Here is a 25,654-nt window from a genome sequence, read left to right as displayed (position 1 = left end):
TTGGCTACCGCGCTTTTCGTCGTTTGACGTTCGGTCTCGCTAAGGTTACCGGGGAGCGATGCGCCCAAGACGAGCCGCGCATTGATCATTCAAAACATCACCAAGCCTGCCCACATCCTTGATCCCGAAGTACACGTTGCAAAACGTCTCGGCCAAATGAAAGCAGGCAAGCTTGCGGTAGAATACCTTTACGTACCGGCGGTCACGAAAGAAGAATGGTTTGGAATCATATGTGCTCAAGTCGCCCCTGACTTCGCCTAATGAGCCGACGGTGTACCGGACGCTCACATTTCCGTAGCTCCACAAGCCGGCATAGACGCGGGCACCGTTGAGGTATCTCAAATCATATGCGGCGAAGCCATCCGCATCTACGACGCTTTTGAAGTACCTGAATAATCTGACGAGTAATCTTGTCTGGTCTACTCTGACCATCATTCGCTTTGTTGTGAGAATGTAGACAAAAGCGCCGCCCATGCGCAGCGCTATCAGTTGAGGTATGAAAGCAAAAAAGACCAATGCATCGACAACTATCCACCGCTTCCTGACGAGCCCTTCAATGGCATATTGTTCTGGCGTTAGTGAATAAATCCCGTGGTAGGCGATAAGCGCCAAAACGAGAGCGCCCGCTGTTACAAATGAGGCTGTGCAGAAGAAGCTGCTGAGCCATCCCGGCGTGCCAACCCAGAGAACGAGCTCGCCTTCACCCAGCTTGGGCGTCACCCCAGAGGTGTCGAGCAGGTCGTTAGGCGGATCGAAGACTGATAGGCCGCGTTTGATCATCGAAATGTCGCTCACATGCAAGGCGTGGTCGAAAGTCGAAGGTTATCCCGCTGCATCTGAACCGTAACGCAATTGAGGCCAAGATGCACACTCACGATCGCTCCGCATATGCGGGACGATGGATTGCTTCGCTTCGCTCGCAATGACGGCTAAAGCGCGCCGCGCGCCTGCAGCAGTGCCAGCACCGCGTTGAGGTCCGGCAGCACGGCTGCGCATTTCGCGCGCGTCGCGTCGGTCGGCGGTGCCATGTCGGGCACCATCAGCGTGATCGCGCCGGCGGTGTGGGCGGCCGTGACGCCGTGGTTGGAATCTTCCACCGCGATGCAGACCGGCGGCGTCACGCCGAGCTGCGCGGCCGCCTTCAGATAGAGCTCCGGGTCCGGCTTTCCGTGGGTCACGTCATCGAGCGTCAGCAGCGTCTCGAAGCGATTGCGGATGCCGGCGAGGGTGAGATGGCGCTCGGCCGTGCGGCGGGATGACGAGGTCACGATCGCGGTCCGGCAGTTGGCGGCGGCAAGGCCGTCGAGCAGCGCGAGTGTGCCGGGCTTGAGCGGCAGGCCGGCGTCAAACATGCGATCGCGGGTGACGATGAAGGCGCGATTGACCTCCTCGAGCGGAAACGCCGCGCCGTAGTGATCGCGCAGCATCGCTTCGCAGACCGGGCCGGGGAGGCCGACCATGGAATGGCACAGCGCGACGACGCCGTCGGTGTAGCCACATGCATTCAGCGCCGTGACCAGGCTGTCGAAGTAGACTTTCTCGGTGTCGAGCAGCGTGCCGTCCATGTCGAGCAGGACGGCGTCAACGGTCCAGGGTGCGTTCACGTGGCGCTCGCCGCGGCTTGCTGTTCCGCCAGTCTCCGCAGGCAGGTGGGGCAGAGGCAGTCGCCGCCATCGGCCGGCATCGGCAGACGGAAGCTTTCGTCGGAACACCAGCACGATCCCGTGAGCGAGCAGGAAAATTCGCTGCCGCAGGCCGTGCAGGCAAGCCGGCGCGGTGAGGCTTGTTCGGAACGATCGTGTGAAGAGAGGTCCATTCTAACCGCGATTTAATGCGTGAATTAATCTCGGGTTCATCCCGGGCCGCGCTATGATGCCGGGCAACAGATATAGCCGGGATAGACGGTCAAGGGAATCGTTTAAGGGAATTCTGATGGCCCGTGATTCGCAAGCCGCGCTGATTGCCCTCAACCGGTTTGGATTTGGCGCCCGCGGCGGGGCGGCCGGCGACTTCATCAACGCGGCCTCCGATCCGCGCGGTTTCGTGCTGACGGAGCTGGCGCGTCCGAACGGCGCGCTGCTCGAAGTGCCGGGCCTGCTTTCGACCCCGGAGCTCGGCAAGCAGGTGTTCGACTATCAGTTCGAGATCCAGCAGGCGCGCAACGCCGCGAAAGTCGCGCAGCAAGGCGCGAGCGAGACGCCGGCGCAGGGATCCGACGCGAAGCAGCCGCAGCGGCGCAATCTGTCGCTGTCGACTGCCGCGAAGGAGATTGCCGGGAAGGATCCGGCGATGCAGCCGCAGCCCGCCGACAACGCCAATGCAGCGATGACGCCGTCCGCGACGATGCAGCCTCCGACGATGCAGACGGTGGCCGGTCCGCCCAAGCCGCCGGCGCAGCCGCTCAACATCATTCAGAAGACGTTCCGCGCCGAGGCACTGGCGCGGCTGCAGCGCGGCGTGGTCGCCGATTGCGGTTTCGTCGAGCGGCTCGTGGTGTTCTGGTCCAACCACTTCTGCATCTCAGCCAACAAGGGCGCGCTGGCGCGGATGTGGGCCGGCTCGTTCGAGCGCGAGGCGATCCGCCCGCATGTGCTTGGCCATTTCTCAGACATGCTGAAGACCGTCGAGCAGCATCCGGCGATGCTGTTCTTCCTCGACAACCAGCAATCGCTCGGACCGGAGTCGCGCGCCGGCATCAACCGCAACCGCGGCCTCAACGAAAACCTCGCGCGCGAGATCATGGAGCTGCATACGCTCGGCGTCGGCGGCGGCTACACCCAGGACGACGTCACGTCGCTGGCACGCGTCATCACCGGCTGGACTTTTGCCGGCCGCCGCGGCCAGCTCGGTGCGCCCGGCAGCTTCGTGTTCAATGCCAATGCGCATCAGCCCGGGCCGCAGCAGGTGCTGGGCAAGACCTACGCGCAGGCCGGTCTCGCCCAGGGCGAGGCGGTGCTATCGGATATCGCGCGGCATCCCTCGACCGCAAAATTCATCGCGACCAAGTTCGCCCGCCACTTTGTTGCCGACGATCCGCCGCCCGCGCTGGTGGCGAAGCTGCAGGACACCTTCACCAAAACCGACGGCGATCTCAGGGCGCTGGCCACCGCGCTCATCCAGTCCAACGAGGCGTGGCAGGCGCCGCTGACGAAGATGCGCTCACCTTACGAATTCCTGCTCGCCTCCGGCCGTCTGCTGGCGCGCAATCCGGAGGATCCGGGCCGCTATCTCAATGGTCTCAATTTGCTCGGCCAGCCGCTGTGGTCGCCAGCCGGGCCGAACGGTTTCCCGGATACCGCGGCGGCCTGGGCCGCGCCCGAAGGCATCAAGCTCAGGCTCGACATCTCGGCGCAGCTTGGCTCCCAGCTCGCCGACCGGTTCGACCCGCGCGACCTGCTCGAGCTGATCGCGGCGGACGCCGCTTCGGTCGAGACGCGGCGCTCCATCGAGCGCGCGGAATCGCGGCAGCAGGCGCTGGCGCTGCTGCTGATGTCGCCGGAATTCCAGAGGAGATGATCATGGATTGCTCCGAGAGCCTGATGCTGCAGGCGACGTCGCGGCGCGCGCTGCTGCTCGGCGGTGCCTCCTTTGCCGCCTGGGCCTATTTGCCGAAATTCGCGCGCGCGGCCGATGGCCGTGATCCGCGCTTCGTCACCATCATTCTACGCGGTGCGCTCGATGGTCTTGCCACCGTAGCGCCGATCGGCGACCCCGATTATGCCGGCCTGCACGGCGCGATCGCATTGAAGGCCGATGGGCCGAACGCGGCGGTGATGCTCGATCCGTTCTTCGGCCTGCATCCGGCGATGCCGGAATTTTCGCGGATGTATCGCGCCAAGCAAGCGGCGGTGGTTCATGCGGTTGCGACCTCCTATCGCGATCGTTCGCATTTCGACGGCCAGGACGTGCTGGAGAGCGGCTTCCCCGGTCCCGGCCGGGTGCAGTCCGGCTGGCTCAACCGCGCACTCGAAGCATTGCCGAAGGGCGAGCGGGTGACGAGCGCGCTCGCGGTCGGCCCGACCACGCCGCTGGTGTTGCGCGGCGCAGCGCCGACCGTCGGCTGGGCGCCGACTGCGCTGCCGCAGGCCGCCGATGACACCGCGATGCGGCTGCTCGATCTCTACCAGCATCGCGATCCGACGCTGGCGAGCGCGCTGACGCAGGGCTTGCAGCTCGAGAAGCAGGCGCAGGGCAACGAGATCAAGCCGCAGCCAGGCGGTGGCGGCGTCGCGGCGATGCGGCTGGTGGCGCGCGGCGCCGCCAAGTTGATGGCGGCCGATGACGGACCGCGGATCGGTGCGCTCGCCTTCGACGGCTGGGATACCCACGCCAACGAAGGTGGCCCGGTCGGCCGGCTCGCGCAGCTGCTCGGTGGCCTCGACGGCGCGCTGGCGGAATTTCAGAGCGGCTTAGGTGCGCGCTGGCGCGACACCGTGATCGTGGTCGCCACCGAGTTCGGCCGCACCGCGCGCATCAACGGCACCGAGGGCACCGACCACGGCACCGGCACCATCGCGCTGCTCGCCGGTGGCGCGGTGAACGGCGGCCGCATGATCACCGACTGGCCGGGCCTGAAGCCCGCCAATCTCTACCAGGCTCGCGACCTCGCCCCGACCACTGACCTGCGCGCCGTGATCAAGGGCGTGCTGCACGACCAGTTCGGCCTCGGCGAGCGCGTGCTGGCCGATGCCGTGTTCCCGGACAGCGCCCCGGTGAAGCCAATGAAGGGGCTGGTGGCTTAGCGCCCACCACAACCACGGTGTCGTCCCGGCGAAGGCCGGGACCCATAACCACGAATGCTCAACGTTGCGCGATGCTGGGGCCACAGCGCGCTGCAACAACCGAATCCTGTGGTTATGGGTCCCTGCTTTCGCAGGGACGACAGCGAGGGCTACTTCGTAATCCGGTCGATCTCCGCCATCTCCTCCGCGCTCAGCTTCCAGCTGATCGCTTTGACATTCTGCTCGATCTGCCCGGGACGCGTCGCGCCGGCGATGACGCTTGCGATTTGCGGGCGGGCGGCGAGCCAGGAGAAGGCGAGCTCCAGCATGGTGTGGCCCCGCTCCTGCGCGAAGGCCTGCAGCTGCTCGACGATGTCCTCGTTGCGCGGCGTGACGTAGCGATCCTTCAAGGCCGGCGCCTTGGCGAAGCGGGTGTCGGCGGGCGCCGCAGTGCCGCGCTGGTACTTGCCGGTCAACAGTCCGCTGGCGAGCGGGAAGAACGGTAGCAGGCCGAGATTGTAGGCTTGAGCCGCCGGCAACAGGTCCTTCTCGATGCCGCGCACCACGAGGCTGTATTCGTCCTGGCAGGACACGAACCGGTTCACGTTCAGCTCGCGCGCGACGTATTCGGCCTCCGCGATCCGCCATGCCGGGAAGTTGGAGTTGCCGATGTAGCGCACCTTGCCCTGGCGCACGAGATCGTCGAGCGCGCGCAGCGTCTCGTCGATCGGGGTCAGCGGATCATAATCATGCTGCTGGTAAAGATCGATGTAGTCGGTCTTCAGGCGGGTGAGGCTCGCTTCGACGGCGGACATGATGTAGCGCCGCGAGGCGCCCTGCTTGGTGCCGTCGGTCGCCATCGGCTTGGAGAATTTCGTGGCGAGCACGATGTCCTTGCGGCGATCGCCCAGCACGGTGCCGAGCACGGTCTCCGAGCCGCCCATCCCCGCATAGATGTCGGCGGTGTCGAACAGGGTGATGCCGAGATCGATCGCCTTGTGGATCACCTTGCGCGAGGTTTCCAGATCGGTGCGCTGGCCGAAATTGTTGCAGCCGATGCCGACCGCGGACACGCGCAGGCCGGAGCCGCCGAGATTACGAATTTCCATGAGACAATCCTGTGGGATAGGCGAGGGATGCGGTGCATTGTGACAAGCATGCCAAGGGGCGGCAAGGTGCGGCCCTACCGCCGATCGCGCATGGCACCTATCACGCATGGCAATGTCGAAAAAAAGCGGTCCCGGTCAGACGCGGCGACTGACGGGGACCGCTCGGGGCGCGAGATCTGAGACGGGGGGCCTGATCTTACGCACGCGGAAGCCTAGCCGGGCTTTGTAACGCGCCGGTGACATCTCCATGCCATCCACAGGCCGCGCAAGCGCGCTCAGATGATCTTGCGATAGATGACGAAGCCGGGCTTGTCCGCGACCTTGTCATATAGCTGCATCGCGGTGCGATTGGTCTCATGCGTCTGCCAGTAGACGCGCGGCGATCCAACGAGTTTCGCCTGTGCGTAGACGCCGTTGATCAAGGCGCGGCCGACGCCCTTGCCGCGCGCGGCCTCACTCGTGAAGAGATCCTGCAAATAGCACGTTGGCGCGATCGCCGTGGTCGAGCGGTGAAACAGATAGTGCGTCAGCCCGAGCAGCGTGCCGCCGGCGTCGGCGACCAGCGCATGCATCGGCTCGTAGGCGTCGAAGAAGCGCTGCCACGTCATCGCGGTGATCTCGGGCGCGAGCGCGGTCGGTCCTGAACGTTCATAGAAGGCGTTGTAGCCGTCCCATAGCGGAAGCCATTGGGCGTAATCGTCGCGCGTGACGAAGCGGATGGTGACGTCGTCGGACATGAACGAACCTTGGATGATCCCGCGTTGCACGATGTCTGCGCATCGCTCGCGACCGTTCTAGCGTCGCTCTCGCGTGGGATCAATTGCCGACGTGGTCGCGCCTCACTCGGCGGCGCGCAGCAGCCGCGCCAGATGGCGTTCGCGCCCGGCGCGTTGTGCGCGATATTCGTCGGCCTTCGTCGGATCGTCGGTGTGCCGCACGAGGTCGGTCACCGGGGTATAGCTCAGCATCCGGCCGCCGTCCGGCAGCGCCGTGCAGCTGAAGCGCAGCACCTGGCCGTCGGCGAGATTGAGGTTGATTGGCGTCGAATCGCCCGAGCGCATCATCGCGATGCGCTCGGCGATGAACGCGCTCAGCTCGTCTTCCGGCAATTCGTAGGCGCCGGTGTCGCGGCCATGATACATCAGCGCGACGAAGGGCGGCTTGCTGTCGGCCTGCGCATCGGAGAGCGCGAAATATTCGCGGAAGGCGCGGTTGATGAATTCGGCGCGGGTGTCGGCATCGAGCAGCACGATGCCGATGTCGACCTGGTCGAGTGCTGCGGCGAGCCGCGCCGAGGTGGCGTGATTCTGCTGGTCCGCGGCAAACGCGTCGATCCATTTCTGCCGCAGCATTCCGGTGATCAGGGCGGTGCCGGCCGCGGTCGCGGCCAGCATCAGCATCCGCGCGACATCGGCCGCGTCATAACCGGGCAGTGCGCGATGGTCGAGGAAGAACAGCGCCGAGGCGGCCACCGCGATCGCGGCGGAGACGAGCCCGGAGGTGATGCCGCTGATCGAGCTGGCGAGCGCCACGATGCAGACGAACAGCGGCGCCGGATTGGGGACTGGGACAAGGAGGCGATCGATCAGGAAGGCGGCGAGCGCCGTGATCGCCGTCAGGGCCGGACCTGAAATTGCACGCCAATCAAACCGCATGCGCGTTCTCGCTATCTGTCAAACGAACGATAAAGCGGTAGTTTGACGACAGCTCCGCAATGGCGCCGGGATTTCCGCCCCGACCGTTAAGCGGGCCTTGCGGGGGCCGAACCAGCTTTCGCTGCTTTCAAATCAAATGATATGCAGATCGGGATGGAACCCGGTTCCGGGCCTGCGGGTTACCGCGTGCTTTACTTGAAGAGGACATCGATGCCCGCCATTTCGCCTTCGCTGCTGCCGATCCTGATGCTGTTTGCCTCGAACGTCTTCATGACCTTCGCCTGGTACGGCCATCTCAAGTACAAGGATCATTCGCTCCCGATCGTCATCATGGTGAGCTGGGGCATCGCCTTCTTCGAATACTGGCTGGCGGTGCCGGCCAATCGCTGGGGCAGCGAGGTCTACAGCGCGGCGCAGCTCAAGACCATGCAGGAGGTGATCACGCTGGTCGTGTTCGCCGGCTTCTCGGTGTTGTATCTGAAGGAGCCGCTGGGCTGGAATCACGCGCTCGGATTTGCCTTCATCGCCGCCGGCGCGTTCTTCATCTTCCACAAATGGAGCTAGCGCGCTTGCGCTGGAGTGCGCGCTAGCGGTGCGGAGCCTGCTTGTTGGCGACGGGCGTTGTGACATGCGCCGGGTGCGCGCGGTCCTCGCCCTGCGTACCGGTCACGATCAGGAGTGAAGCCGCAAGCAGGATCGCCGCCGACAGCGTCACAGTCACAAGTCCCACGGGGGTCTTCATCATGTCGCGCCGCTGTCTCTCCCGCGCCTTGCCGCGGATCAGGTGCCAAAAGGAAATCGCTGGGTTACGCCGGGATCGATGTCGCCATGCCGATGTTGCTCGCCAGCACCGTCACGGCGACGACGAGGCACAGCGTCAGTGCGCCAAGCGCGAGCGACGCGGCGATCGCGTTCGTCAGGCGGGATGATGCCACTGGGGCAGGGCGGCCATGGAAGCCTGCCGTGCCGGACCACCGTTTCATGGTCGAAATCCCTCAGACCGCGAGCGAATCACTCGCGACATCCGAGCGAATCTGCCCAGCGTCACCGGCAACATTGCGGCGGCGAGGCCCCTCGAAAACGGCGAAAATGCGGTCTCGACGAGGGTTTTGCCCGTTATTTGGGCAGTTTCCCTGCTATTCCCGGAATTCAGGCCCCGTTGTTCAAACGCCTGCCACAAGGCGGGCCTGGGGCTCGGCCCCGGCACCAGGCTGCCAATCCATCGAGACAAATCCGGGGGTCTGCTCGACCCGTTTCAGCCAGGCGCGGATCGACGGGAAGGTCGCCAGGTCGAAGTCGCAGCGGTCGGCGACGTGGGTGTAGCCGTAGAGAGCAATGTCGGCGACCGTGAATTGTTCGGCCGCGAAAAAGGCGTGGCCCTTGAGGTGATTTTCCATCACCTGCAGCGCCGCGTAGCCGCGCTCCATCCAGTCCTCCAGCGCGTGCGTCTGCAGGTCGCGCCCGCCCTTGACCAGCGACAGCCAGAAATAGGCGGCGCCGATATTCGGCTCCAGCGCGTGCTGCTCGAAGAACATCCATTGCAGCGCCTCGGCGCGCTCGATCCGCGACTCCGGCGCCAGCGGCGTGCCGATCGCGACATACCAGAGGATGGCGTTGGACTCGGCGAGATGGCGGCCGTCGGCGACCTCGAGCAACGGCACCTGGCCGCTCGGATTCTTGGCCAGGAAGTCCGGGGTGCGGCTCTCGCCGCGCAGGATGTCGATCTCGATCGCCTCGTATGGCGTGTTCAGCACCGCAAGCGCCAGCCGGACCTTGTAGCTGTTGCCGGAGCGCTGCATCGAATAGAGCTTGTACATTGCGTCGTGGTTCACTCGATCAGGAAGTCGGCTGCAAGAGACGGTACGCTTGGAAGTTGCGCGGCCTGTCACACCGCAACGCCGCTAAACAATGATGCCGACAGGGGTGCGTCGCAAGCCCTGGAACGTGGAAAAGTCGAAACGTCTACCGCACTGCACGCGTGCAGAACGATTCCATCAACACGGCAGAACAACTCGGATCACGGCTGCGCGACGCTGTGCATGGTGTCGGTCGGTGCCATCGATGTCGAGGTCGATACCGTGGCCGGCCCGCGGCAATTTACAAACGTTAACGCGCCATCCCGATCGCGCGATATGCCCACCGGTGGCTGCAACGGACCGCCCGCCGACGGCACCATCAGGCATGCGCCGCGCGGCAATTGTACTCGGAGCAATTCGCGCTGGCGCACGCGACCGCAGGCCTCGCCGGCAAGGCTGGAGCGGCCACAGCGGCGCTTGCCGGATATGAGTCATTTGGGGCCGGAACTTGCGGAAAATTGCGCATGTTGCGAGCCATGCCGGAAAGTTTTCGTGCTTTGCCGCCAAGCTTCTTGCGATGCAGCGGCGACAGGCCTAGGGTGCCGCGATCCCATTCAAATCAAGTCGTGGCCCAACGGCTCACGACGTTTGCCAGGAGATGATAATGGCCTTCCTGTCCGCTGCGCTCGACCGTGTGAAGCCGTCCGCGACGATCGCGGTCACGGACAAAGCACGCGCGCTGAAAGCCGCGGGCCGCAACGTCATCGGCCTCGGCGCCGGCGAGCCTGACTTCGACACGCCCGCCAACATCAAGCTGGCTGCGATCCACGCGATCGAGGCCGGCAAGACCAAGTACACCGATGTCGGCGGCATTCCGGAGCTCAAGGAAGCCATCATCAACAAGTTCTCGCGCGAGAACGGTCTGACCTACAAGCCGAACCAGATCATCGTCGGCACCGGCGGCAAGCAGGTGCTCTACAATGCACTGATGGCGACCATCAATCCGGGCGACGAGGTGATCATCCCGGCGCCGTATTGGGTCAGCTATCCCGAGATGGTTGCGCTCGCCGGCGGCGAGTCGGTGCCGGTAATCTGCCCGGCGTCGAGCGGCTTCAAGCTGCGCCCGGAAGATCTCGAGAAGGCGATCACGCCGAAGACCAAGTGGGTGATCCTGTGCTCGCCGTCGAACCCGACCGGCTCGGCCTATACCGGGAGCGAGCTCAAGGCGATCACCGACGTGCTGGTCAAGCATCCGCATGTCTGGGTGATGACCGACGACATGTACGAGCATCTCGTCTATGACGACTTCGTCTTCACCACCGCGGCGCAGGTCGAGCCGAGCCTCTACGAGCGCACGCTGACCGTGAACGGCGTGTCGAAGGCCTACTGCATGACCGGCTGGCGCATCGGCTATGCTGGTGGCCCGGCGCAGCTGATCAAGGCGATGGCGACGATCCAGTCGCAGTCGACCTCGAACCCGTCGTCGATCGCGCAGTGGGCCTCGGTCGAGGCGCTCAACGGTCCGCAGGACTTCATCGCCGCGAACAACAAGGTGTTCAAGGAACGCCGCGACCTCGTGGTGTCGATGCTCAACCAGGCGAACGGCATCGAATGCCCGCGGCCGGAAGGCGCGTTCTACGTCTATCCGTCCTGCGCCGGCACGATCGGCAAGAAGGCGCCGTCGGGCAAGGTGATCGACAACGACGAAGCGTTCGTCACCGAGCTGCTCGAGAGCGAAGGCGTCGCGGTCGTGCAGGGGTCGGCGTTCGGTCTCGGACCGGCGTTCCGCATCTCCTACGCGACCAAGACCTCGGATCTCGAGGATGCGTGCAAGCGCATCCAGCGCTTCTGCGGTAATCTGCGGTAATTGGTTCTGAACTAAGAAACCAAGAAACGCTCCCGCACCTGGTGCGGGAGCGTTTCTGTTTGTGTGCTGAGATCGCGGGGCGGTAAAATTGGTGAGTCAAATCACATCACGCGCATCTCACGCGTGTGTGTGCGAACATCGATGCCACACGCTGGAAGTTTCTACGGCCTCTTTGCGAACTGCCTTGTTTTGGACACGACCCTTGCATTCTGTCCGCCGCACAAATTCAGTTCAGTTCACCTTGCGGAGACAGATAATGCGACTTTCGACTCTCACCCTTGCAGCGCTTGCGTTGCTGGCGCCGTTCGCCACCGCCAACGCGGCACCCCAGCAGGTTCAGGCCGGGGTTCTGCAATGCCAGGGCGGCGAGAACGTCGGCTTCGTCGTCGGCTCTGTTGCCCGCCTCGAGTGCGTGTTCCAGAGCGGCGGCCGCCGTCCCGAGCCTTATGTTGCGACCGTGAAGCGGATCGGCGTCGACCTCGGCGTCACCGCGACGACCCAGCTCGCTTGGGCCGTCAGCGCGCCGACCACGGTAGTTCCGCGCGGTGCGCTCGCCGGCAGCTACGGCGGCGTCGGCGTCAACGCTTCGGTCGGCCTCGGTGCCGGCGGTAACTTCCTGTTCGGCGGCCCGAACAACGCCTACGCGCTGCAGCCGATTAGCGTTCAGGGCCAGACCGGCCTCAACGTTGCGGCCGGCATCGCCGGGATCGATCTCGAGCCGGTCCGCACCGCGGGTCCGCGCCGTCATCATCGTCACCACCGTCATCATCACCACCACTAAGCTGGTCGGTGTTCGATCAAAGAGGCCCGCGAAAGCGGGCCTCTTTTTTTGTCGTCTGCTGTCGGTCGCCCGACCAGGATCGGCAGGCCCGAAGGACCTAGCAACACCGCCACATCCCGTAACAATTGGTGGTCGAGCACCGCAAATTCTGGCTGTACATCCGATGTTGTGGCATAGGATGCGCAAGGCGCCGTAGACACGGCGCCGTTCTGTTCTCTGCTCGCGTCATGCCCTTCAGCCGGAGACTCTCCACCATGCGTCGCTTCACTCTCCTTGCCGGTGCCGCCATCGCCACGCTGACCGCAATCGTTGGCGCCAACGCCCAACAGCCGAGCCAGCGCGTTCAGGTCGGCGTCCTGGAATGTCGCGGTGGCGCGAGTGTCGGCTTCATCGTCGGCTCCGTGACCCATCTCGGTTGCGTGCTGCGCGCCAATGGCCAGCCTGAGGATCGCTACATCGCGACCATCCAGAAGGTCGGCATCGATCTCGGCATCACCCAGGAATCGGCGCTGGCCTGGGGCGTCTACGCACCGGTGGAGCGGCTCGGACCGGGTGCGCTCTCCGGCAACTACGCCGGCGCGCAGGGCAGTGCGACGCTCGGCGTCGGCGTCGGCGGCAACGTGCTGGTCGGTGGCTCCGACAACACGATCGCCTTGCAGCCGCTCAGCGTGCAGGGCCAGGTCGGCGTCAACATCGCCGCCGGCCTTGAGAGCCTGGAGCTGCGTCCGGGGCGTTAATTTTCGCGCGCAGCGTTCCGCAATCCGCCGAAGAAGCCGCGGGCTTCTTCGGCAACGATCCGGGGCGCCTCGGCGTGAACATAATGCCCGGTGTCGACGAACCTGATCGAAGGTTCGCGCCAGTAATCCCCCAGCCGGTCCGACCATTCCGGCGCGATCAACGGATCACGGCGGCCCCAGAGAAAGCGCGAGGGGATTTCGATGCGCGGCTGCGTCGGCAGTCTGCCTTCCAGCCAGAGCCGGCGATTGGGCGCGGACGAGAGATACCAGTCGAAGCCGCCCTGGATGTTGCCCGGCTTCATGAAGTTGTCGACATAGGCCTCTAACAGGTCGCCGAACACGGCGGGATCGTCGCCCGACCAATGGTCGAGGAAATGGCGGAAGTAGAGCCGGCATGACTCGCGCGAGCTTCCGACCAGTTGCGCGGCCCATGGCAGCTGCTGGAAGTATTGATACCAGACCTCGATCAGGTGGCCGGGCTCGCCGTAGCGCTGGCCGAGGCCCGGATAGGGTGTGCAGAGATAGAGCGTCCCTCGCAGCCGCCGCGGCTGACGATGCGACATCGCCTGCATGACATAGGCGCCGAGATCGCCGCCGATCACGCCGAAGCTGATATGACCGAGCGCGTCCATGAGCGCGAACATATCCAGCGCATGCCGATCCGCAGTGGCGGACGGGTCAGGTCCCGGCGCCGGCTTGCCGGTGTCGCCGCAGCCGCGTAGGTCCGGCGCGATCAGCTCGAAACTGTCGCCGAGCCGCAGCATCAGCGGACGCCACACCAGCCAGAACTCCGGCCAGCCGTGAAGCAGCAGCAGCGGCGGGCCTTTGCCGAAGCGCGCGACGTTGACGGACAGGCCGCCGATCTCGATCTTCTGCTGCGTGATGCCGGCCGCGGCTGCATCCGCGAAGGCTTTTTCCAGTGCCGTCATGGCGACCTCCTGTGGTTTGCCGCAGGCTGTCCGCGTTCGCGCGTCCGGTCCAATACTCGTTCGATACGCTAGCAGAGCTATCGCGTATGGCTGCAAGCGCCGGCCGCCGTGCTATATCGCCGGCATGGAATTGCGACACCTCAGATATTTCGTGGCGCTCGGCGAGGAATTGAATTTCACCCGTGCGGCCGAGCGGCTGCACATCGCGCAGCCGCCGCTCAGCCAGCAGATCCGTCAGCTCGAGGACGAGCTCGGCGTCACGCTGCTGCAGCGGAATAGCCGTCCGATCAGGCTTACCGAGGCCGGCGAGCTGTTTCTGGCGCGCGCACGCGTGCTGCTCGCAAATTTCGAGAGCGCGGTTGCCGACACGCGGCGTGTCGGGCGCGGCCAGGCCGGCAGGCTCGCGATCGGATTCGTCGGCTCCGCCATGTTTGCCGGCCTGCCCGATATCATCGGCGCCTATCGCGATGCCTGTCCCGACGTCGAACTCGTGCTCGACGAGATGCTGGCGGCGGAGATTGCCGAGGCGCTGCGGCGGCGCCGGATCGACGTCGGCTTCGCACGCCCGGCGCTGTTGCCCGAAGCGGGTCTCGCGCAGCGCCTGATCCTCGATGAGCCCTATGTCGCGGCGCTGCCGCGCGCGCATCCCCTCGCGGCGCGCGGCGACATTGCGCTCGCCGAACTGTCCGACGATGCTTTCGTGCTGTATCCGGCGCAGCCGGAGCCTTCGGTCACCGGCCTGATCGTCGCGGCATGCCAGGCCGCCGGCTTCACGCCGCGGCTCGCGCAGGAAGTTTTGCATCTGCAAACCGCGATCGGCCTGGTCGCCGCCGGTGTCGGCGTGTCGCTCGTGCCTGAAGCCGCGGCGCGCGCGCAGACCGGTCGCGGCGTGGCGTACGTTTCGCTTGCCGCGCCTGTTGTGACGGCTCCGCTCACGATTGCGTGGCGCGAGGAAGATGTGTCGCCTGCCGTGCAGCGCCTGCTCGACATCGTGCAGCGCTGGCGCGACATCACGCCGCTAAGGAACTGACGCATCGGACGCACGCGCCCGGCGAACCACGGCGCGCAACTCCGCCATCGCAAACTCCCGCGACGCCGCACCGCAGCGACGTTTTCCCGCTTGCCAAATGTCAAACGCAGGCAGAGCATAAACGGTCGCCGACCCAATCATGGGCCGAGCTCCAACACGAGGAGGCGGCAATGGGACAAGACGTCAGAAGTCCCCGAGGTCCACGGTGCATCGCATTGGTGGGCCCTTTCCAAAGCGGTAAAACCACACTTCTGGAAGCGATCCTGGCGCGCACTGGCGCCATCAAGACAGCCGGCAGCGTCGATGCCGGAACCTCCGTCGGCGATGCCAGCCCCGAGGCACGTCAACACAAGATGGGCGTAGGCCTGACCGCCGCGACCACCACCTTTATGGGGGACAGCTACACCTTTATCGATTGCCCCGGCTCGATCGAGTTCGCGCACGACATGCGTGCCGCGTTGCCGGCGGTCGATGCCGCGGTCGTGGTCTGCGAGGCTGACGAGAAGAAGCTGCCGCAGTTGCAGATCATCCTGCGCGAGCTCGAGGAGCTCGGGATTCCCCGTTTCCTGTTCCTGAACAAGATCGACCGCGCCAACAAGCGCGTCCGCGAGACGCTTGCGACGCTGCAGCCGGCGTCGCGCGTACCGCTGGTGCTGCGCCAGATCCCGATCTGGAATGGCGATCTGATCGAAGGCTTCGTCGATCTCGCGCTGGAGCGCGCCTTCGTCTATCGCGAGCACAAGCCGTCGGAGGTGATGGCGCTCGAGGGCGGCAATCTCGATCGCGAGAAGGAAGCGCGCTTCTCGATGCTGGAGAAGCTCGCCGATCACGACGATGCGCTGATGGAGCAGTTGCTGGAGGATATCCAGCCGCCGCGCGATGCGGTGTTCGACGATCTCGCGCGCGAACTGCGCGATGGGCTGATCTGTCCGGTGCTGCTGGGTGCGGCGAGCCGCGAGAACGGCGTGCTCCGCCTTTTGAAGGCGCTGCGCCACGAGGCGCCCGGCGTCACTGAGACTGCCGCGCGGCTCGACATCAAGGACCAGAAGGATGCGCTGGCCTATGTGTTCAAGACCGTGCATCTGCAGCACGGCGGCAAGCTGTCGCTGGCGCGCATGCTTGCAGGCCGGCTCGACGACGGCGCGACGCTGCAATCCTCAAGCGGCGAGAGCGGACGCGTCTCCGGCATCCTCGCGGTCTCGGGCACGCATGACAGCAAGCGGCCGCAGGCGGAGGCCGGCGACGCGGTCGCGCTCGGCAAGCTCGATGCGATCAAGACCGGCGATACGGTGTCGAGCGGCAAGACGGCTCCGGCCTCGCTGGTCAAGGTCGAGCCCGTCGCGGCGGTGCTGTCGATCTCGATCGCCGCGACCGACCGCAAGGACGACGTCAAGCTCGGCCAGGCGCTGCTGCGGCTGAACGAGGAGGATCCGTCGCTGACGATGATCCAGAACCCGCGCACCCACGACACCGTGCTGTGGGGGCAGGGCGAGATGCATCTGCGCGTCGCGCAGGAGCGGCTGAAGGACCGCTACGGCGTCAACGTCAAATCGCATCCGCCGGCGATCGGCTATCAGGAGACCATCCGCAAGGCGGTCACCCAGCGCGGACGGCACAAGAAGCAGTCCGGCGGCCACGGTCAGTTCGGCGACGTCGTGCTCGACATCAAGCCGAAGCCGCGCGGATCTGGCTTCGAATTCCACGAGAAGGTGGTCGGCGGCGCAGTGCCGCGTAACTATATCGGTGCGGTGGAGGAGGGCGTGGTCGACGCGCTGGTCCGCGGGCCACTCGGCTTTCCCGTGATCGATGTCGACGTTACGCTGACCGACGGCTCCTATCACAGCGTCGACTCCTCCGACCTGGCGTTCCGTACCGCGGCGCGGGCCGGCGTCAGCGAGGCGCTGCCGCAGTGCCAGCCGGTGCTGCTGGAGCCGATCCATATGGTGGAGATCGTCTGCCCGACCGAGGCGACCGCCAAGGTCAACGCGATCCTGTCGGCGCGGCGCGGCCAGATCCTCGGCTTCGATACCCGCGAGGGCTGGAGCGGCTGGGACTGCGTCCGCGCCACGATGCCGGAATCCGAGATCGGCGACCTCATCGTCGAGCTGCGCTCCGCCACCGCCGGCGCTGGCACCTTCACCCGCCAGTTCGACCGCATGGCCGAAGTGACCGGCCGCGCCGCCGACCAGATCATCGCCGCGCATCGCGACGCGGCGTGAGACTGTAGCAGTCATCCCGGGCGCGCGAAACTCGCGCCCGGGATTCGCGGCTACGTTGGCTTCTGCCGCTATCGGCCTGCAACGATGTGCAATTACACATTGTAGAATGACCGACACTATCCCGCCATGGAGTGCGCCTACTCGTCGATCCCGGTTTGGACCGTGAGGGCAGGACCGTGCGCGTGTGGTCGAAGGTTGCCGCGTTGGCGGGCGTGCTGCTGATGCATGGCGCGCTCGCGCAAGACAGGCCGGTCGAATTGACGCCGGCCGGCAAAGCCGTCTTGCGGGATTTGATCGCGCATAAGCCCTCCCCCTACGATCCTCCTTCGTCTGGCCCCCTGCCAATGTGCGCGTTTCCCGGCGGCCTGTGTGGCGCGGTGCACCGCGATGGTACGGTCGCGGTACTCCCGCGCAACGACTGGGTTGGGACGTTCTCGGATCAACGGGCCGCGGTCCGCCTTCGCGGTCTCTACGGTTTCGTCGACGAGGACGGCAACGAGATCGTCAAGCCGCAATACCGCATCGTTGACGATTACAAATTCGGCTTCGCCCAAGTCGACGTGGACGGAAAGTCCGGCCTGATCGACCTGGACGGCAAGATGGTGATCGAGCCGAAATACGGATTCATACGCGCGATAGGTCCGGATCGATTTGCCGTGTCGGAAACCCGGAGGCTGGGCGGAATGACCGGCGGGGACGATTTTTCCAATAGCAGGATCGGTTTCGGCGGACAGGCCGACATTATCTTCGAAGCGATACCGATGTCGGCCGACGTCGTCGACATCCGGGGGCGATTGATCGAGTCGCGCAAGCCACCGATTCCCGGGTTCGACAACAACCCTGCACTCCGCTGGGTGCAAAAGGACGAGCTTTGGGGGCTCATGCGTGTCGACGGAAGCTGGCTTGTCGAGCCGAAATTCCAGCAGGTGAGTGCGCTGAATAACGGGCTCGCACGCGTGACGGTCAACGGCAAGGTCGGCTTTATCGACCGGCAGGGAAACTTCGTCATCGAGCCGGTTTTCGACAAAGCTGGGTGGTTCATCGCGGGCTTCGATCGCACATCGGCCGAGCGCGACGGCATCGTCGGCGTGATCGACAAATCAGGCGCCTGGATATTCCAGACCAACTACCAACAGCTTCAGTTTGCCTTTGCCGGTCTGAAGTCTGATCGCCCCGGCGCCGTGTTCGGCTGGCACTTCAAGATGGCGGATCGTTGGGGACTTCTGGACCTCAACGGCCACGTGGTTCTCGATGCCGAATACGATCAGCCGATCGGGCAATGCGCCGATGGCCGGCTCGACGCATACAAGAACAAGGAATGGCTCCACTTCAAGGCGGACGGCAGCCCGCTGCAGCCGCCGGGCGGCCGGCTTATCGACGCGTCGTGTTATGGCGGCACTTCGCCGTTCGTTCTGAAGATCGGAGACAAATTCGGTCTGGTCGATGCCGGCTCGAACCCTGTGACGCCTGTGCAATTCGAGGCGATTGTCTCGGCCGGATCGGGCGTCAAGAATGCCAAGCTCGATGGCAATTGGGGGCGCCTTGGTCCGGACGGACATTGGGTGCTGGAACCCAAATACGATTACCTCTCGACTGGCACCGATCTCTTTGTCGCGTCGATCGATGGCAAGCGCGGCTTCATGCGCTCGGACGGATCATGGCTGATCGAGCCGAAATTCGACGCGGCCGCGCTGCGTCGCGAAAACGATACCGCCTTTGTGACCCTGTCCGGAACGACCGGTGTGCTCCGGCTTTCGGACCAATCCTGGGTCATCCCGCCGCGTCCGGGCGTTCTGTGCGACGTCAGTATCAGTCCCGTGATCATGTCGGAAGCCGCGGGCAAGCGCGCCATCCTGTCGCGGACCGGGGAGACGTGGATCGACATTGGCGCCGAACGTGTGGGGGTCAACGTCGATTTCGGTCTCCTGACCTTTCTCAGGGACGGCAAATGGGGGCTCGTCGACACTGCCGGGAAGGTGGTGGTCGAGCCGCAGTTCGACGAGCCGGTCTATTTCACGCCGCGCCAACGCGGCGTGGCGTGGGCGAAGCGCGACGGCAAATGGTGTGCGATCGACCGGCATGCTCACTTGGTCCCGGGCATCGCATGCCTCGACGCCAACCCCTTGGGGCGCGACAACCGCTTCGAGTGCAAAGTCGAGCGCTGACTCCTGCAATCGCGCGCCGCGCGGGCGTGATCGTTGGCAGGATGACCGCCGCCAGCTAGCTTGTGTCCCTGATGGGGGCGCAACGACATCATGCTTGAATCCCGCCGTAACCTGGCGCTGGCCTGTGCGCTCAGCGCGCTGGCCGGCTATGTCGACGGCATCGGCTATCTGCATCTCGGCGGGCTGTTCGTCTCCTTCATGAGCGGCAACTCGACGCGGCTCGGCGTGACCTTGGCGGAGGGGCACTGGCAGCATGCCCTGGAAGCGCTGGAGCTGATCGTGCTGTTCGTCGCCGGTGCTGCGGCCGGCAGCCTGGTCGTGCTCAGCCGCATCGCGCATCGCCAGCCGCTGATCCTGCTGGTCGAGGCACTGCTGCTGACATCGGCGGCCTTGGCCTATGGGTATGGCCTGCCGAATGCGGCGGTCGCCGCCATCGTGCTGGCGATGGGGCTCGAGAACGCCGTGTTCCAGCTGGAAGGCGGGGCCGGGCTTGGGCTGACCTATGTCACGGGCGCGCTGGTCAAGGCGGGGCAGCTGATCGCCGCCGCGCTGACCGGTGGTGCGCCTTGGGCCTGGCTGCCCAACGTATTGCTGTGGGCGGCGCTGGTTGCGGGCGCTCTCGGCGGCGCATTGGCCTACCGCTGGATCAATCTCGGTGCGATCTGGTTTGCCGCGGCCACCGCGTTCGCCCTTAGCGCGCTGGTTGCCGCAACCGCGAAGCGGACGGATTGACAGCGCGCCTGCCTTGGCCAATGTCACAGCCATGACATCCCAAGGCGACACTCACGGTAACACCCAAGGCAGCGCTCAAGGCAAAACCCGCGCCGCCTGCCTGATCGGCTGGCCGGCGGCGCATTCCCGCTCGCCACTGATCCATCATTACTGGCTGCGCACGCTCGGCATCGAGGGCGGCTACGTGATCGAGGCGGTGCCGCCGGAGGATTTCAAGGATTTCCTGTTCCGCCTGTCGCTGCGCGGCTTCGTCGGGGCCAACGTCACCATTCCGCACAAGGAGCAAGCGCTGGCGCTGTCGACGCCGGATGCGCGCGCCCGCGCCGTCGGCGCCGCCAACACCTTGTGGTTTGCCGATGGCGAGTTGCGTTCGACCAACACCGATGTCGAAGGCTTCATCAACAATCTCGACGCCTGCGAACCCGGCTGGGACAAGACCGAAGATGCGCTGGTGTTAGGGGCCGGCGGCGCGGCGCGCGCGGTGGTGTTCGGCCTGATCGAGCGCGGGATTGCGCGCGTGCATGTGGTCAACCGCACCATCGATCGAGCCCGTGCGCTGGCCGACCAGTTCGGCGCACGCGTTCATCCCGCGACGTGGGACACGGTCGGCGAGCTACTGCCGCGCGCAGGGCTGCTGGTGAACGCCACGTCGCTCGGCCAGCATGGCCAGCCCGCGCTCGAGGTCGATGTGCGGTTGCTGCCGCAAAATGCGGTTGTTTCCGATATTGTCTATGTGCCGCTGGTGACGCCGCTGCTCGCCGCAGCCGAGGCGCGTGGCCTGAAGACCGCCGACGGCCTCGGCATGCTGCTGCATCAGGCGGTGCGCGGTTTCGAATTGTGGTTCGGACAGCGCCCGAAGGTCACGGCGGAATTGCGTGCGCTTGTCGAGGCCGATCTCACAAAGACTTGAGGCCTGGAATAGCGTCTCCGGAACGGTGTCTCGTGTTAGTCCCCCGCGTTCCCTCCCGGAGATCCCCATGCCTGCCAGCCGTTCCCATTTCATTCGTCCGTTCATTGCGCTCGCGATGGTGACGGCATCCACGCTCTACGCGCTTGCGCAACAGCCGCCGACGCCGACGCGGGTGCGTGGAACCGTCGAAGGCGTCGACGGCGATACGCTGGCGGTGAAGTCGCGCAGCGGCGAGGACGTCAAGCTGCATATGGCGGGCAATATGGTGGTGCTCGGTCTCACCAAGATCGGCCTGGCCGACATCAAAGTCGGTTCCTTCATCGGTACGACCACGGTGCCGGGCCCCGATGGCGTGCCGAAGGCGGTCGAGGTGCATGTCTTCCCGGAAAACATGCGCGGCACCGGCGAGGGTTCGCGGCCGTATGATCTGAAGCCGAACAGCAGCATGACCAACGCCACCGTCGCGGAATCCGTCGTCGGCAACGACGGTCATACGTTGCTGGTCAAGTACAAGGACGGCGAGAAGAAGGTGCAGGTCACGCCCGACACGCCTGTCGTGACCTACGTTCCCGGCGACAAGGCGGACCTCAAGACCGGCGCCAAGGTCATCGCCTTCATGAAGAAGCTGCCCGACGGCTCGTTTGAGACCGACCGTGTCAGCGTCGGCCGCGACGGGCTCACGCCGCCGATGTGAGGCGAACGGCAGCCTCTCAATGTGTCGTCCCGGCCTAGTGCGCAATTGCGCACGGGAGCCGGGACCCATAACCACCGTTCATAATTGTTGAGAAGAGCCGGGGCCACAGCGTGCCGAATCTCGCAGGGTCGTGGTTATGGGTCCCGGGTCGCGCTTCGCTTGCCCGGGACGACGAAGACTATTCGGGCCGCGGGCCGTGGAGCGCTCAAGCATATCACCTGTCCGTTACCGCAGTAACGGCATCCTCATCCGGCCCGTAGTTGTCGTGCGCGCCACTTTCCCGCGAAGGGGAGGTAGCCGCACGGAATACCTGCAACTCCCCGGTGTTCCCTGATTCGCCAGCCAAACCCATGAGGAACACCATGCCGAAATCGACGCTGTTCGCCGCATTGCTTCTCGTTGCCTTCACTTCGGCCGCATCCGCCCAGCAGCCGCCGATGGTCCGCATCCGCGGCACCATCGAGGCCGTCGACGGCGCGATGCTGTCGATCAAGTCGCGCGACGGCGCCGACATGAAGGTGCGCACCACCGACAACGTCGCGGTGTTCGGCGTCGCCAAGACCGATCTGTCTGAGATCAAGGCCGGTTCCTATATCGGCGTCACCGCGATGCCCGAGCCGGACGGAACCCAGAAGGCGATCGCGGTTCACATCTTCCCGGAAAACCAGCGCGGCGCCGCCGAGGGCTTCCGTCCCTGGGATCTGCGCGCCAACTCGACCATGACCAACGCCACCGTCGCCGAGACGGTGAAGGGCACCGACGGCCAGAACATCCTGGTGAAGTACAAGGACGGTGAGAAGAAGGTCGTGGTGCCGCCGGATACCCCGGTCGTCACCTTCGTCTCCGGCGACAAGTCGGAGCTGAAGCCGGGCGCCAAGATCATCATCTTCGGCGCGGTGAAGAAAGACGACGGCACGCTGGAAGCCAACCGCGTCAATGTCGGCCGCGACGGCATCGCGCCGCCGATGTGACGCGAAGCGTCATCCCGGGGCGATGCGAAGCATCGAACCTCAGATGCGCAATTGCGCATCGGGGGATCTCGAGATTCCGGGTCTGGTCCTTCGGACCATCCCGGAATGACGGGCTACGATAGGTCGCGCTTCGCTTGCCCGGGACGACGAGGGAGTACGTGGCTGCGCCCTAAACGGCCAGCACCTTGTCGTCGATCTCGGCGATGGTGTTGACGCCGCACAGCCCCATCGTGGTGGTGAGCTCCTTGCCCAAGATGTCGAGCGCCTTGGCGACGCCGGCCTCGCCGCCGGCGCCGAGGCCGTAGGCATAGGCGCGGCCGATCATGCAGGACTTCGCGCCAAGCGCGAGCGCGCGCATGACGTCCATGCCGGTGCGGATGCCGCCGTCGAACATGATCTCGAGCTTCGAGCCGACCTCGTCGACGATCTCCGGCAGCACCTCGATCGAGGACGGAGCGCCGTCGAGCTGGCGGCCGCCATGGTTGGACACCACGATTGCCTGCGCGCCGGTCTTGGCGGCGAGCTCGGCGTCCTCGACATCAAGAATCCCTTTAAGGATCAGCTTGCCCGGCCAGATGCTGCGGATCCAGTCGATGTCCTTCCAGTTCAACGTGGTGTCGAACTGCGATGCGGTCCATTCCGAGAGCTTGACGATGTCGTCCATGCCTTTGACGTGGCCTGCGATGTTGCCGAAGGTGCGGCGCTTGCCTTGCAGCACGCCCGACACCCAGGCGGGCTTGGTCGCGAAGTCGATCAGTTTCGACAGCGACCATTCCGGCGGCACCGTCATGCCGTTCTTGATGTCCTGGTGGCGCTGGCCGATCACCTGCAGATCGACGGTCAGCACCAGTGCCGAGCATTTCGCCGCGATCGCGCGCTCGATCAGCGACTTGATGAAGCCGCGGTCCTTCATGACGTAGAGCTGGAACCAGAACGGCTGTTCGACGGCGGCCGCGATGTCCTCGATCGAGCAGATCGACATCGTGCTCTGGGTGAACGGGATGCCGGCCGCCTGGGCCGCGCGGCAGGCGTGGATCTCGCCGTCGCCATGCTGCATGCCGAGCAGGCCGACCGGCGCCAGGATCAGCGGCATCGCCGAGGGTTCACCCAGGATCGTGGTCGCCAGGCTGCGCTTGGACACATCGACCAGGATGCGCTGGCGGAACTTGATCTGCTGCAGGTCTTCGGAGTTGGCGCGCAGCGTATCCTCGGTGTAGGAGCCGCGGTCCGCATAATCGAAAAACGCCTTCGGCACCCTGCGCTTGTGCAGCTGGCGCAGGTCTTCAATGCAGGTAATGTGCTTCATGGACGTTCCCGGCCCTTCTTCTCGGTCGCAAGTTCGATGCAGACGTCTTGCGGGTGTTCGGTCTTGCCGTCATCTAGCATGGTTGGAAGGCCCGCCAAATCTGAAGACGGACAGGAGAGCACGATGACGCAATCAGGCTCCAAGCCGAAGCCAGACGACAATGCCGAAAAGCGCCGGCTCGACGAGGCCCTGGAAGAGGGCCTGGAGGAGACGTTTCCCGGTTCCGACCCGGTCAATGTCACCCAGCCGGCCCCCAGCAAGGGCGACCAGCACGTCAAACGAGGCGGCAAGAGGTAGGGGACAGCGCTCGTTCCCGGGGATTGCCTGAAGGGCGATAATGTTATATTTTTCAGCGCGTTAATGCCGAAAAACGCGGTTCGGCCGCGGTAATGATTCATCATATTTTTTGAAGTCATTTTAGCGCCTGGCAGTCTATAAGGCCGATGCACGCTACACTGGTAGGCGTTCAGGACTCTCTCGCCGGGTGGTTCGAGAGGTCCGTGTTGGGGGTATCATGAGCCGCAAATATTTCGGGACCGATGGAATTCGGGGCCGCGCCAATGGGCTGATCACGCCGGAGCTCGCGCTCAAGGTGGGGCAGGCCGCAGGGTTGGTGTTTCAGCGTGGTGACCATCGCCATCGCGTCGTGATCGGCAAGGACACGCGGCTGTCCGGCTACATGATCGAATACGCCATGGTCGCAGGCTTTACCTCGGTCGGCATGGACGTGCTGCTGGTCGGCCCGATGCCGACGCCGGCGATCGCGATGCTGACCAAGTCGATGCGCGCCGATCTCGGCGTCATGATCTCGGCGTCGCATAATCTTTTCGAGGACAACGGCATCAAGCTGTTCGGCCCGCAGGGCTTCAAGCTCTCCGACGATGTCGAGAAGCAGATCGAGCAGCTGCTCGACGAATCGCTCGACCGCCGCCTGGCGCAGAGCGCGAGCCTCGGCCGCGCCCGCCGCATCGACGGCGTCCACGACCGCTACATCGAATTCGCCAAGCGCACCCTGCCGCGCGACCTCTCGCTCGACGGCCTGCGCGTCGTGGTCGATTGTGCCAATGGCGCCGCCTACAAGGTGGTGCCGGAAGCACTGTGGGAGCTCGGCGCCGACGTGGTGCCGATCGGGGTCGAACCCGACGGCTTCAACATCAACAAGGAATGCGGCTCGACCTCGCCGGAAGCGCTGTCGCGGAAGGTGCGCGAGATGCGCGCCGACATCGGCATCGCGCTCGATGGCGACGCCGATCGCGTCATCCTGGTCGACGAGCGCGGCCATATCGTCGACGGCGACCAGCTGCTCGCGGTGATCGCGCAGAGCTGGAAGGAAGAGGGGCGCCTCGCCAAGCCCGGCATCGTCACGACCGTAATGTCCAATCTCGGACTGGAGCGCTTCCTGCAGGGCCTCGGGCTTTCGATGGTCCGTACCCCGGTCGGTGACCGCTACGTGCTCGAGCAGATGCTCAGCGGCGGCTACAATCTCGGCGGCGAGCCGTCGGGCCATATCATCATGTCGGACTATTCGACCACCGGCGACGGCTTCGTCGCTGCGTTGCAGGTGCTGGCCGTGGTGCAGAAGCTGCGCCGCCCGGTGTCGGAGATCTGCCGGCGTTTCGATCCTTTGCCGCAGATCCTGAAGAACGTGCGCTATCGCAGCGGCAAGCCGCTCGACGACGCCGAGGTCAAGTCCGCGATCACCGACGGCGAGAAGCGCCTCAACGGCCATGGCCGTTTGCTGATCCGCCCCTCCGGCACCGAGCCGGTGATCCGCGTGATGGGCGAGGGCGACGATCGCATCCTGGTAGAAGAGGTCGTCGACAACATCGTCAGCGCACTCGGCCACGCCGCGGCGGCGTAAGGCCCTTCCGGCTGCATCAGCCAGTGATCCGTCATCCTCTCGCGCAAAGGCTTCGCCTTTGTCGCTGGAGGAGCGCGCTCTTGCGCGCGTCTCGAAGGGTGCACGGCCCGGCTGGTGGCCGATTCATCCTTCGAGACGCGGCCCAAGAGGCCGCTCCTCAGGATGACGGCG

General features: G+C 65.0%; 25 protein-coding genes. 15 read left to right on the top strand and 10 right to left on the bottom strand.

Features of this window, described 5'->3' with window-relative positions:
• Window positions 1-45 precede the first annotated feature (45 nt).
• Together BraRD5C2_RS16460 and BraRD5C2_RS16455 are read right to left on the bottom strand one after the other, a co-directional pair.
• Complete coding sequence (locus tag BraRD5C2_RS16460) at window positions 46-780, bottom strand: hypothetical protein (RefSeq protein ID WP_223969749.1); 735 nt, start codon at window positions 778-780, stop codon at window positions 46-48.
• A gap of 149 nt (window positions 781-929) precedes the next feature.
• On the bottom strand, window positions 930-1,604 hold the full coding sequence (locus BraRD5C2_RS16455) for an HAD family hydrolase (RefSeq protein ID WP_223969748.1): 675 nt from the start codon (window positions 1,602-1,604) through the stop codon (window positions 930-932).
• A 328-nt stretch (window positions 1,605-1,932) separates the two neighbouring features.
• On the opposite strand from BraRD5C2_RS16455, the gene BraRD5C2_RS16445 reads away from it, so the two are divergent.
• On the top strand, window positions 1,933-3,516 hold the full coding sequence (locus tag BraRD5C2_RS16445) for a DUF1800 family protein (RefSeq protein ID WP_223969746.1): 1,584 nt from the start codon (window positions 1,933-1,935) through the stop codon (window positions 3,514-3,516).
• A complete protein-coding gene (locus tag BraRD5C2_RS16440; protein ID WP_223969745.1) occupies window positions 3,513-4,742 on the top strand; it encodes a DUF1501 domain-containing protein in 1,230 nt (409 codons plus the stop codon). The genes BraRD5C2_RS16445 and BraRD5C2_RS16440 overlap by 4 nt, the downstream gene beginning before the upstream one ends.
• 149 nt (window positions 4,743-4,891) lie before the next feature.
• Here the strand turns inward: BraRD5C2_RS16440 and BraRD5C2_RS16435 are convergent, their stop codons facing one another.
• The 3 genes from BraRD5C2_RS16435 to BraRD5C2_RS16425 all read right to left on the bottom strand — a co-directional run bounded on the left by BraRD5C2_RS16435 (window position 4,892) and on the right by BraRD5C2_RS16425 (window position 7,485).
• Window positions 4,892-5,830, bottom strand: a complete 939-nt coding sequence (locus BraRD5C2_RS16435) for an aldo/keto reductase (protein ID WP_223969744.1) — start codon at window positions 5,828-5,830, stop codon at window positions 4,892-4,894.
• A 275-nt stretch (window positions 5,831-6,105) separates the two neighbouring features.
• Complete coding sequence (locus BraRD5C2_RS16430; protein ID WP_223969743.1) at window positions 6,106-6,567, bottom strand: GNAT family N-acetyltransferase; 462 nt, start codon at window positions 6,565-6,567, stop codon at window positions 6,106-6,108.
• 102 nt (window positions 6,568-6,669) lie between these two features.
• Window positions 6,670-7,485: a PAS domain-containing protein gene (locus BraRD5C2_RS16425; RefSeq protein ID WP_223969742.1), complete on the bottom strand. Its 816-nt coding sequence runs from the start codon at window positions 7,483-7,485 to the stop codon at window positions 6,670-6,672.
• Between the two features lie 210 nt (window positions 7,486-7,695).
• Between BraRD5C2_RS16425 and BraRD5C2_RS16420 the strand changes: the two genes are divergently transcribed.
• Window positions 7,696-8,049, top strand: coding sequence for a DMT family protein (locus BraRD5C2_RS16420; RefSeq protein ID WP_207835159.1), 354 nt, complete (start codon window positions 7,696-7,698; stop codon window positions 8,047-8,049).
• Window positions 8,050-8,071: 22 nt separating this feature from the next.
• On the opposite strand, the gene BraRD5C2_RS16415 is transcribed toward BraRD5C2_RS16420, so the two are convergent.
• The 3 genes from BraRD5C2_RS16415 to BraRD5C2_RS16405 all read right to left on the bottom strand — a co-directional run bounded on the left by BraRD5C2_RS16415 (window position 8,072) and on the right by BraRD5C2_RS16405 (window position 9,302).
• Window positions 8,072-8,215, bottom strand: coding sequence for a hypothetical protein (locus BraRD5C2_RS16415; RefSeq protein ID WP_223969741.1), 144 nt, complete (start codon window positions 8,213-8,215; stop codon window positions 8,072-8,074).
• Between the two features lie 76 nt (window positions 8,216-8,291).
• Window positions 8,292-8,468 (bottom strand): hypothetical protein, encoded by a 177-nt coding sequence (locus BraRD5C2_RS16410; protein ID WP_223969740.1) that lies wholly within the window; start codon window positions 8,466-8,468, stop codon window positions 8,292-8,294.
• Window positions 8,469-8,648: 180 nt separating this feature from the next.
• Window positions 8,649-9,302 (bottom strand): glutathione S-transferase family protein, encoded by a 654-nt coding sequence (locus BraRD5C2_RS16405; protein ID WP_223969739.1) that lies wholly within the window; start codon window positions 9,300-9,302, stop codon window positions 8,649-8,651.
• 643 nt (window positions 9,303-9,945) lie between these two features.
• On the opposite strand from BraRD5C2_RS16405, the gene BraRD5C2_RS16400 reads away from it, so the two are divergent.
• The 3 genes from BraRD5C2_RS16400 to BraRD5C2_RS16390 all read left to right on the top strand — a co-directional run bounded on the left by BraRD5C2_RS16400 (window position 9,946) and on the right by BraRD5C2_RS16390 (window position 12,666).
• Window positions 9,946-11,148: a pyridoxal phosphate-dependent aminotransferase gene (locus tag BraRD5C2_RS16400; RefSeq protein WP_223969738.1), complete on the top strand. Its 1,203-nt coding sequence runs from the start codon at window positions 9,946-9,948 to the stop codon at window positions 11,146-11,148.
• Window positions 11,149-11,404: 256 nt separating this feature from the next.
• The gene (locus tag BraRD5C2_RS16395; protein ID WP_223969737.1) at window positions 11,405-11,929 is read left to right on the top strand and encodes a DUF992 domain-containing protein; all 525 of its coding nucleotides are present in this window, start codon (window positions 11,405-11,407) and stop codon (window positions 11,927-11,929) included.
• 254 nt (window positions 11,930-12,183) lie between these two features.
• Window positions 12,184-12,666, top strand: a complete 483-nt coding sequence (locus BraRD5C2_RS16390; RefSeq protein WP_223969736.1) for a DUF992 domain-containing protein — start codon at window positions 12,184-12,186, stop codon at window positions 12,664-12,666.
• Here BraRD5C2_RS16390 and BraRD5C2_RS16385 read toward each other — a convergent pair.
• Window positions 12,663-13,595, bottom strand: a complete 933-nt coding sequence (locus BraRD5C2_RS16385) for an alpha/beta fold hydrolase (RefSeq protein WP_223969735.1) — start codon at window positions 13,593-13,595, stop codon at window positions 12,663-12,665. The genes BraRD5C2_RS16390 and BraRD5C2_RS16385 overlap by 4 nt on opposite strands.
• A 124-nt stretch (window positions 13,596-13,719) precedes the next feature.
• Here BraRD5C2_RS16385 and BraRD5C2_RS16380 point away from each other — a divergent pair, with 124 nt between their 5' ends.
• From BraRD5C2_RS16380 to BraRD5C2_RS16350, 7 genes are all read left to right on the top strand, one after another.
• Window positions 13,720-14,625, top strand: a complete 906-nt coding sequence (locus BraRD5C2_RS16380; protein WP_223969734.1) for a LysR substrate-binding domain-containing protein — start codon at window positions 13,720-13,722, stop codon at window positions 14,623-14,625.
• Between the two features lie 170 nt (window positions 14,626-14,795).
• Window positions 14,796-16,844, top strand: coding sequence for an elongation factor G (locus tag BraRD5C2_RS16375; protein ID WP_223969733.1), 2,049 nt, complete (start codon window positions 14,796-14,798; stop codon window positions 16,842-16,844).
• Window positions 16,845-17,026: 182 nt separating this feature from the next.
• Window positions 17,027-19,009, top strand: a complete 1,983-nt coding sequence (locus BraRD5C2_RS16370; protein ID WP_223969732.1) for a WG repeat-containing protein — start codon at window positions 17,027-17,029, stop codon at window positions 19,007-19,009.
• A 90-nt stretch (window positions 19,010-19,099) separates the two neighbouring features.
• Window positions 19,100-19,741, top strand: a complete 642-nt coding sequence (locus BraRD5C2_RS16365; RefSeq protein WP_223969731.1) for a YoaK family protein — start codon at window positions 19,100-19,102, stop codon at window positions 19,739-19,741.
• A 31-nt stretch (window positions 19,742-19,772) separates the two neighbouring features.
• Window positions 19,773-20,651 carry a shikimate dehydrogenase gene (locus BraRD5C2_RS16360; protein WP_223969730.1) on the top strand — a complete coding sequence of 293 codons (879 nt, stop codon included), beginning with the start codon at window positions 19,773-19,775 and terminating at the stop codon, window positions 20,649-20,651.
• A 115-nt stretch (window positions 20,652-20,766) separates the two neighbouring features.
• Window positions 20,767-21,345: a hypothetical protein gene (locus BraRD5C2_RS16355; RefSeq protein ID WP_374708008.1), complete on the top strand. Its 579-nt coding sequence runs from the start codon at window positions 20,767-20,769 to the stop codon at window positions 21,343-21,345.
• 362 nt (window positions 21,346-21,707) lie between these two features.
• Window positions 21,708-22,316: a single stranded DNA-binding domain-containing protein gene (locus BraRD5C2_RS16350; RefSeq protein ID WP_223969728.1), complete on the top strand. Its 609-nt coding sequence runs from the start codon at window positions 21,708-21,710 to the stop codon at window positions 22,314-22,316.
• Between the two features lie 169 nt (window positions 22,317-22,485).
• Here BraRD5C2_RS16350 and BraRD5C2_RS16345 read toward each other — a convergent pair whose 3' ends face one another.
• Window positions 22,486-23,622 (bottom strand): alpha-hydroxy acid oxidase, encoded by a 1,137-nt coding sequence (locus tag BraRD5C2_RS16345; protein WP_223969727.1) that lies wholly within the window; start codon window positions 23,620-23,622, stop codon window positions 22,486-22,488.
• Window positions 23,623-23,745: 123 nt separating this feature from the next.
• Between BraRD5C2_RS16345 and BraRD5C2_RS16340 the strand changes: the two genes are divergently transcribed.
• Both BraRD5C2_RS16340 and glmM read left to right on the top strand, forming a co-directional pair.
• Complete coding sequence (locus BraRD5C2_RS16340; protein ID WP_173640907.1) at window positions 23,746-23,919, top strand: hypothetical protein; 174 nt, start codon at window positions 23,746-23,748, stop codon at window positions 23,917-23,919.
• A gap of 217 nt (window positions 23,920-24,136) precedes the next feature.
• Complete coding sequence (gene glmM, locus BraRD5C2_RS16335) at window positions 24,137-25,483, top strand: phosphoglucosamine mutase (protein ID WP_223969726.1); 1,347 nt, start codon at window positions 24,137-24,139, stop codon at window positions 25,481-25,483.
• The last annotated feature ends 171 nt before the right edge of the window (window positions 25,484-25,654 follow it).

Source organism: Bradyrhizobium sp. RD5-C2 (assembly GCF_019972155.1).
GTDB lineage: Bacteria > Pseudomonadota > Alphaproteobacteria > Rhizobiales > Xanthobacteraceae > Bradyrhizobium.
Note: the sequence above shows the minus strand (reverse complement) of the source record. Positions and strands in the feature narration are given on the sequence as shown.

Bases quoted from the DNA above. Each gene is read 5' to 3' on its own strand.
- BraRD5C2_RS16395 (WP_223969737.1), top strand. From the start codon at position 11,405: ATGCGACTTTCGACTCTCACCCTTGCAGCGCTTGCGTTGCTGGCGCCG.
- BraRD5C2_RS16365 (WP_223969731.1), top strand. From the start codon at position 19,100: ATGCTTGAATCCCGCCGTAACCTGGCGCTGGCCTGTGCGCTCAGCGCG.
- BraRD5C2_RS16360 (WP_223969730.1), top strand. From the start codon at position 19,773: ATGACATCCCAAGGCGACACTCACGGTAACACCCAAGGCAGCGCTCAA.
- BraRD5C2_RS16375 (WP_223969733.1), top strand. From the start codon at position 14,796: ATGGGACAAGACGTCAGAAGTCCCCGAGGTCCACGGTGCATCGCATTG.
- BraRD5C2_RS16430 (WP_223969743.1), bottom strand. From the start codon at position 6,567: ATGTCCGACGACGTCACCATCCGCTTCGTCACGCGCGACGATTACGCC.
- glmM (WP_223969726.1), top strand. From the start codon at position 24,137: ATGAGCCGCAAATATTTCGGGACCGATGGAATTCGGGGCCGCGCCAAT.
- BraRD5C2_RS16440 (WP_223969745.1), top strand. From the start codon at position 3,513: ATGATCATGGATTGCTCCGAGAGCCTGATGCTGCAGGCGACGTCGCGG.
- BraRD5C2_RS16420 (WP_207835159.1), top strand. From the start codon at position 7,696: ATGCCCGCCATTTCGCCTTCGCTGCTGCCGATCCTGATGCTGTTTGCC.
- BraRD5C2_RS16390 (WP_223969736.1), top strand. From the start codon at position 12,184: ATGCGTCGCTTCACTCTCCTTGCCGGTGCCGCCATCGCCACGCTGACC.
- BraRD5C2_RS16350 (WP_223969728.1), top strand. From the start codon at position 21,708: ATGCCGAAATCGACGCTGTTCGCCGCATTGCTTCTCGTTGCCTTCACT.
- BraRD5C2_RS16410 (WP_223969740.1), bottom strand. From the start codon at position 8,468: ATGAAACGGTGGTCCGGCACGGCAGGCTTCCATGGCCGCCCTGCCCCA.
- BraRD5C2_RS16400 (WP_223969738.1), top strand. From the start codon at position 9,946: ATGGCCTTCCTGTCCGCTGCGCTCGACCGTGTGAAGCCGTCCGCGACG.
- BraRD5C2_RS16435 (WP_223969744.1), bottom strand. From the start codon at position 5,830: ATGGAAATTCGTAATCTCGGCGGCTCCGGCCTGCGCGTGTCCGCGGTC.
- BraRD5C2_RS16340 (WP_173640907.1), top strand. From the start codon at position 23,746: ATGACGCAATCAGGCTCCAAGCCGAAGCCAGACGACAATGCCGAAAAG.
- BraRD5C2_RS16355 (WP_374708008.1), top strand. From the start codon at position 20,767: ATGGTGACGGCATCCACGCTCTACGCGCTTGCGCAACAGCCGCCGACG.
- BraRD5C2_RS16380 (WP_223969734.1), top strand. From the start codon at position 13,720: ATGGAATTGCGACACCTCAGATATTTCGTGGCGCTCGGCGAGGAATTG.
- BraRD5C2_RS16460 (WP_223969749.1), bottom strand. From the start codon at position 780: ATGATCAAACGCGGCCTATCAGTCTTCGATCCGCCTAACGACCTGCTC.
- BraRD5C2_RS16405 (WP_223969739.1), bottom strand. From the start codon at position 9,302: ATGTACAAGCTCTATTCGATGCAGCGCTCCGGCAACAGCTACAAGGTC.
- BraRD5C2_RS16345 (WP_223969727.1), bottom strand. From the start codon at position 23,622: ATGAAGCACATTACCTGCATTGAAGACCTGCGCCAGCTGCACAAGCGC.
- BraRD5C2_RS16385 (WP_223969735.1), bottom strand. From the start codon at position 13,595: ATGACGGCACTGGAAAAAGCCTTCGCGGATGCAGCCGCGGCCGGCATC.
- BraRD5C2_RS16425 (WP_223969742.1), bottom strand. From the start codon at position 7,485: ATGCGGTTTGATTGGCGTGCAATTTCAGGTCCGGCCCTGACGGCGATC.
- BraRD5C2_RS16445 (WP_223969746.1), top strand. From the start codon at position 1,933: ATGGCCCGTGATTCGCAAGCCGCGCTGATTGCCCTCAACCGGTTTGGA.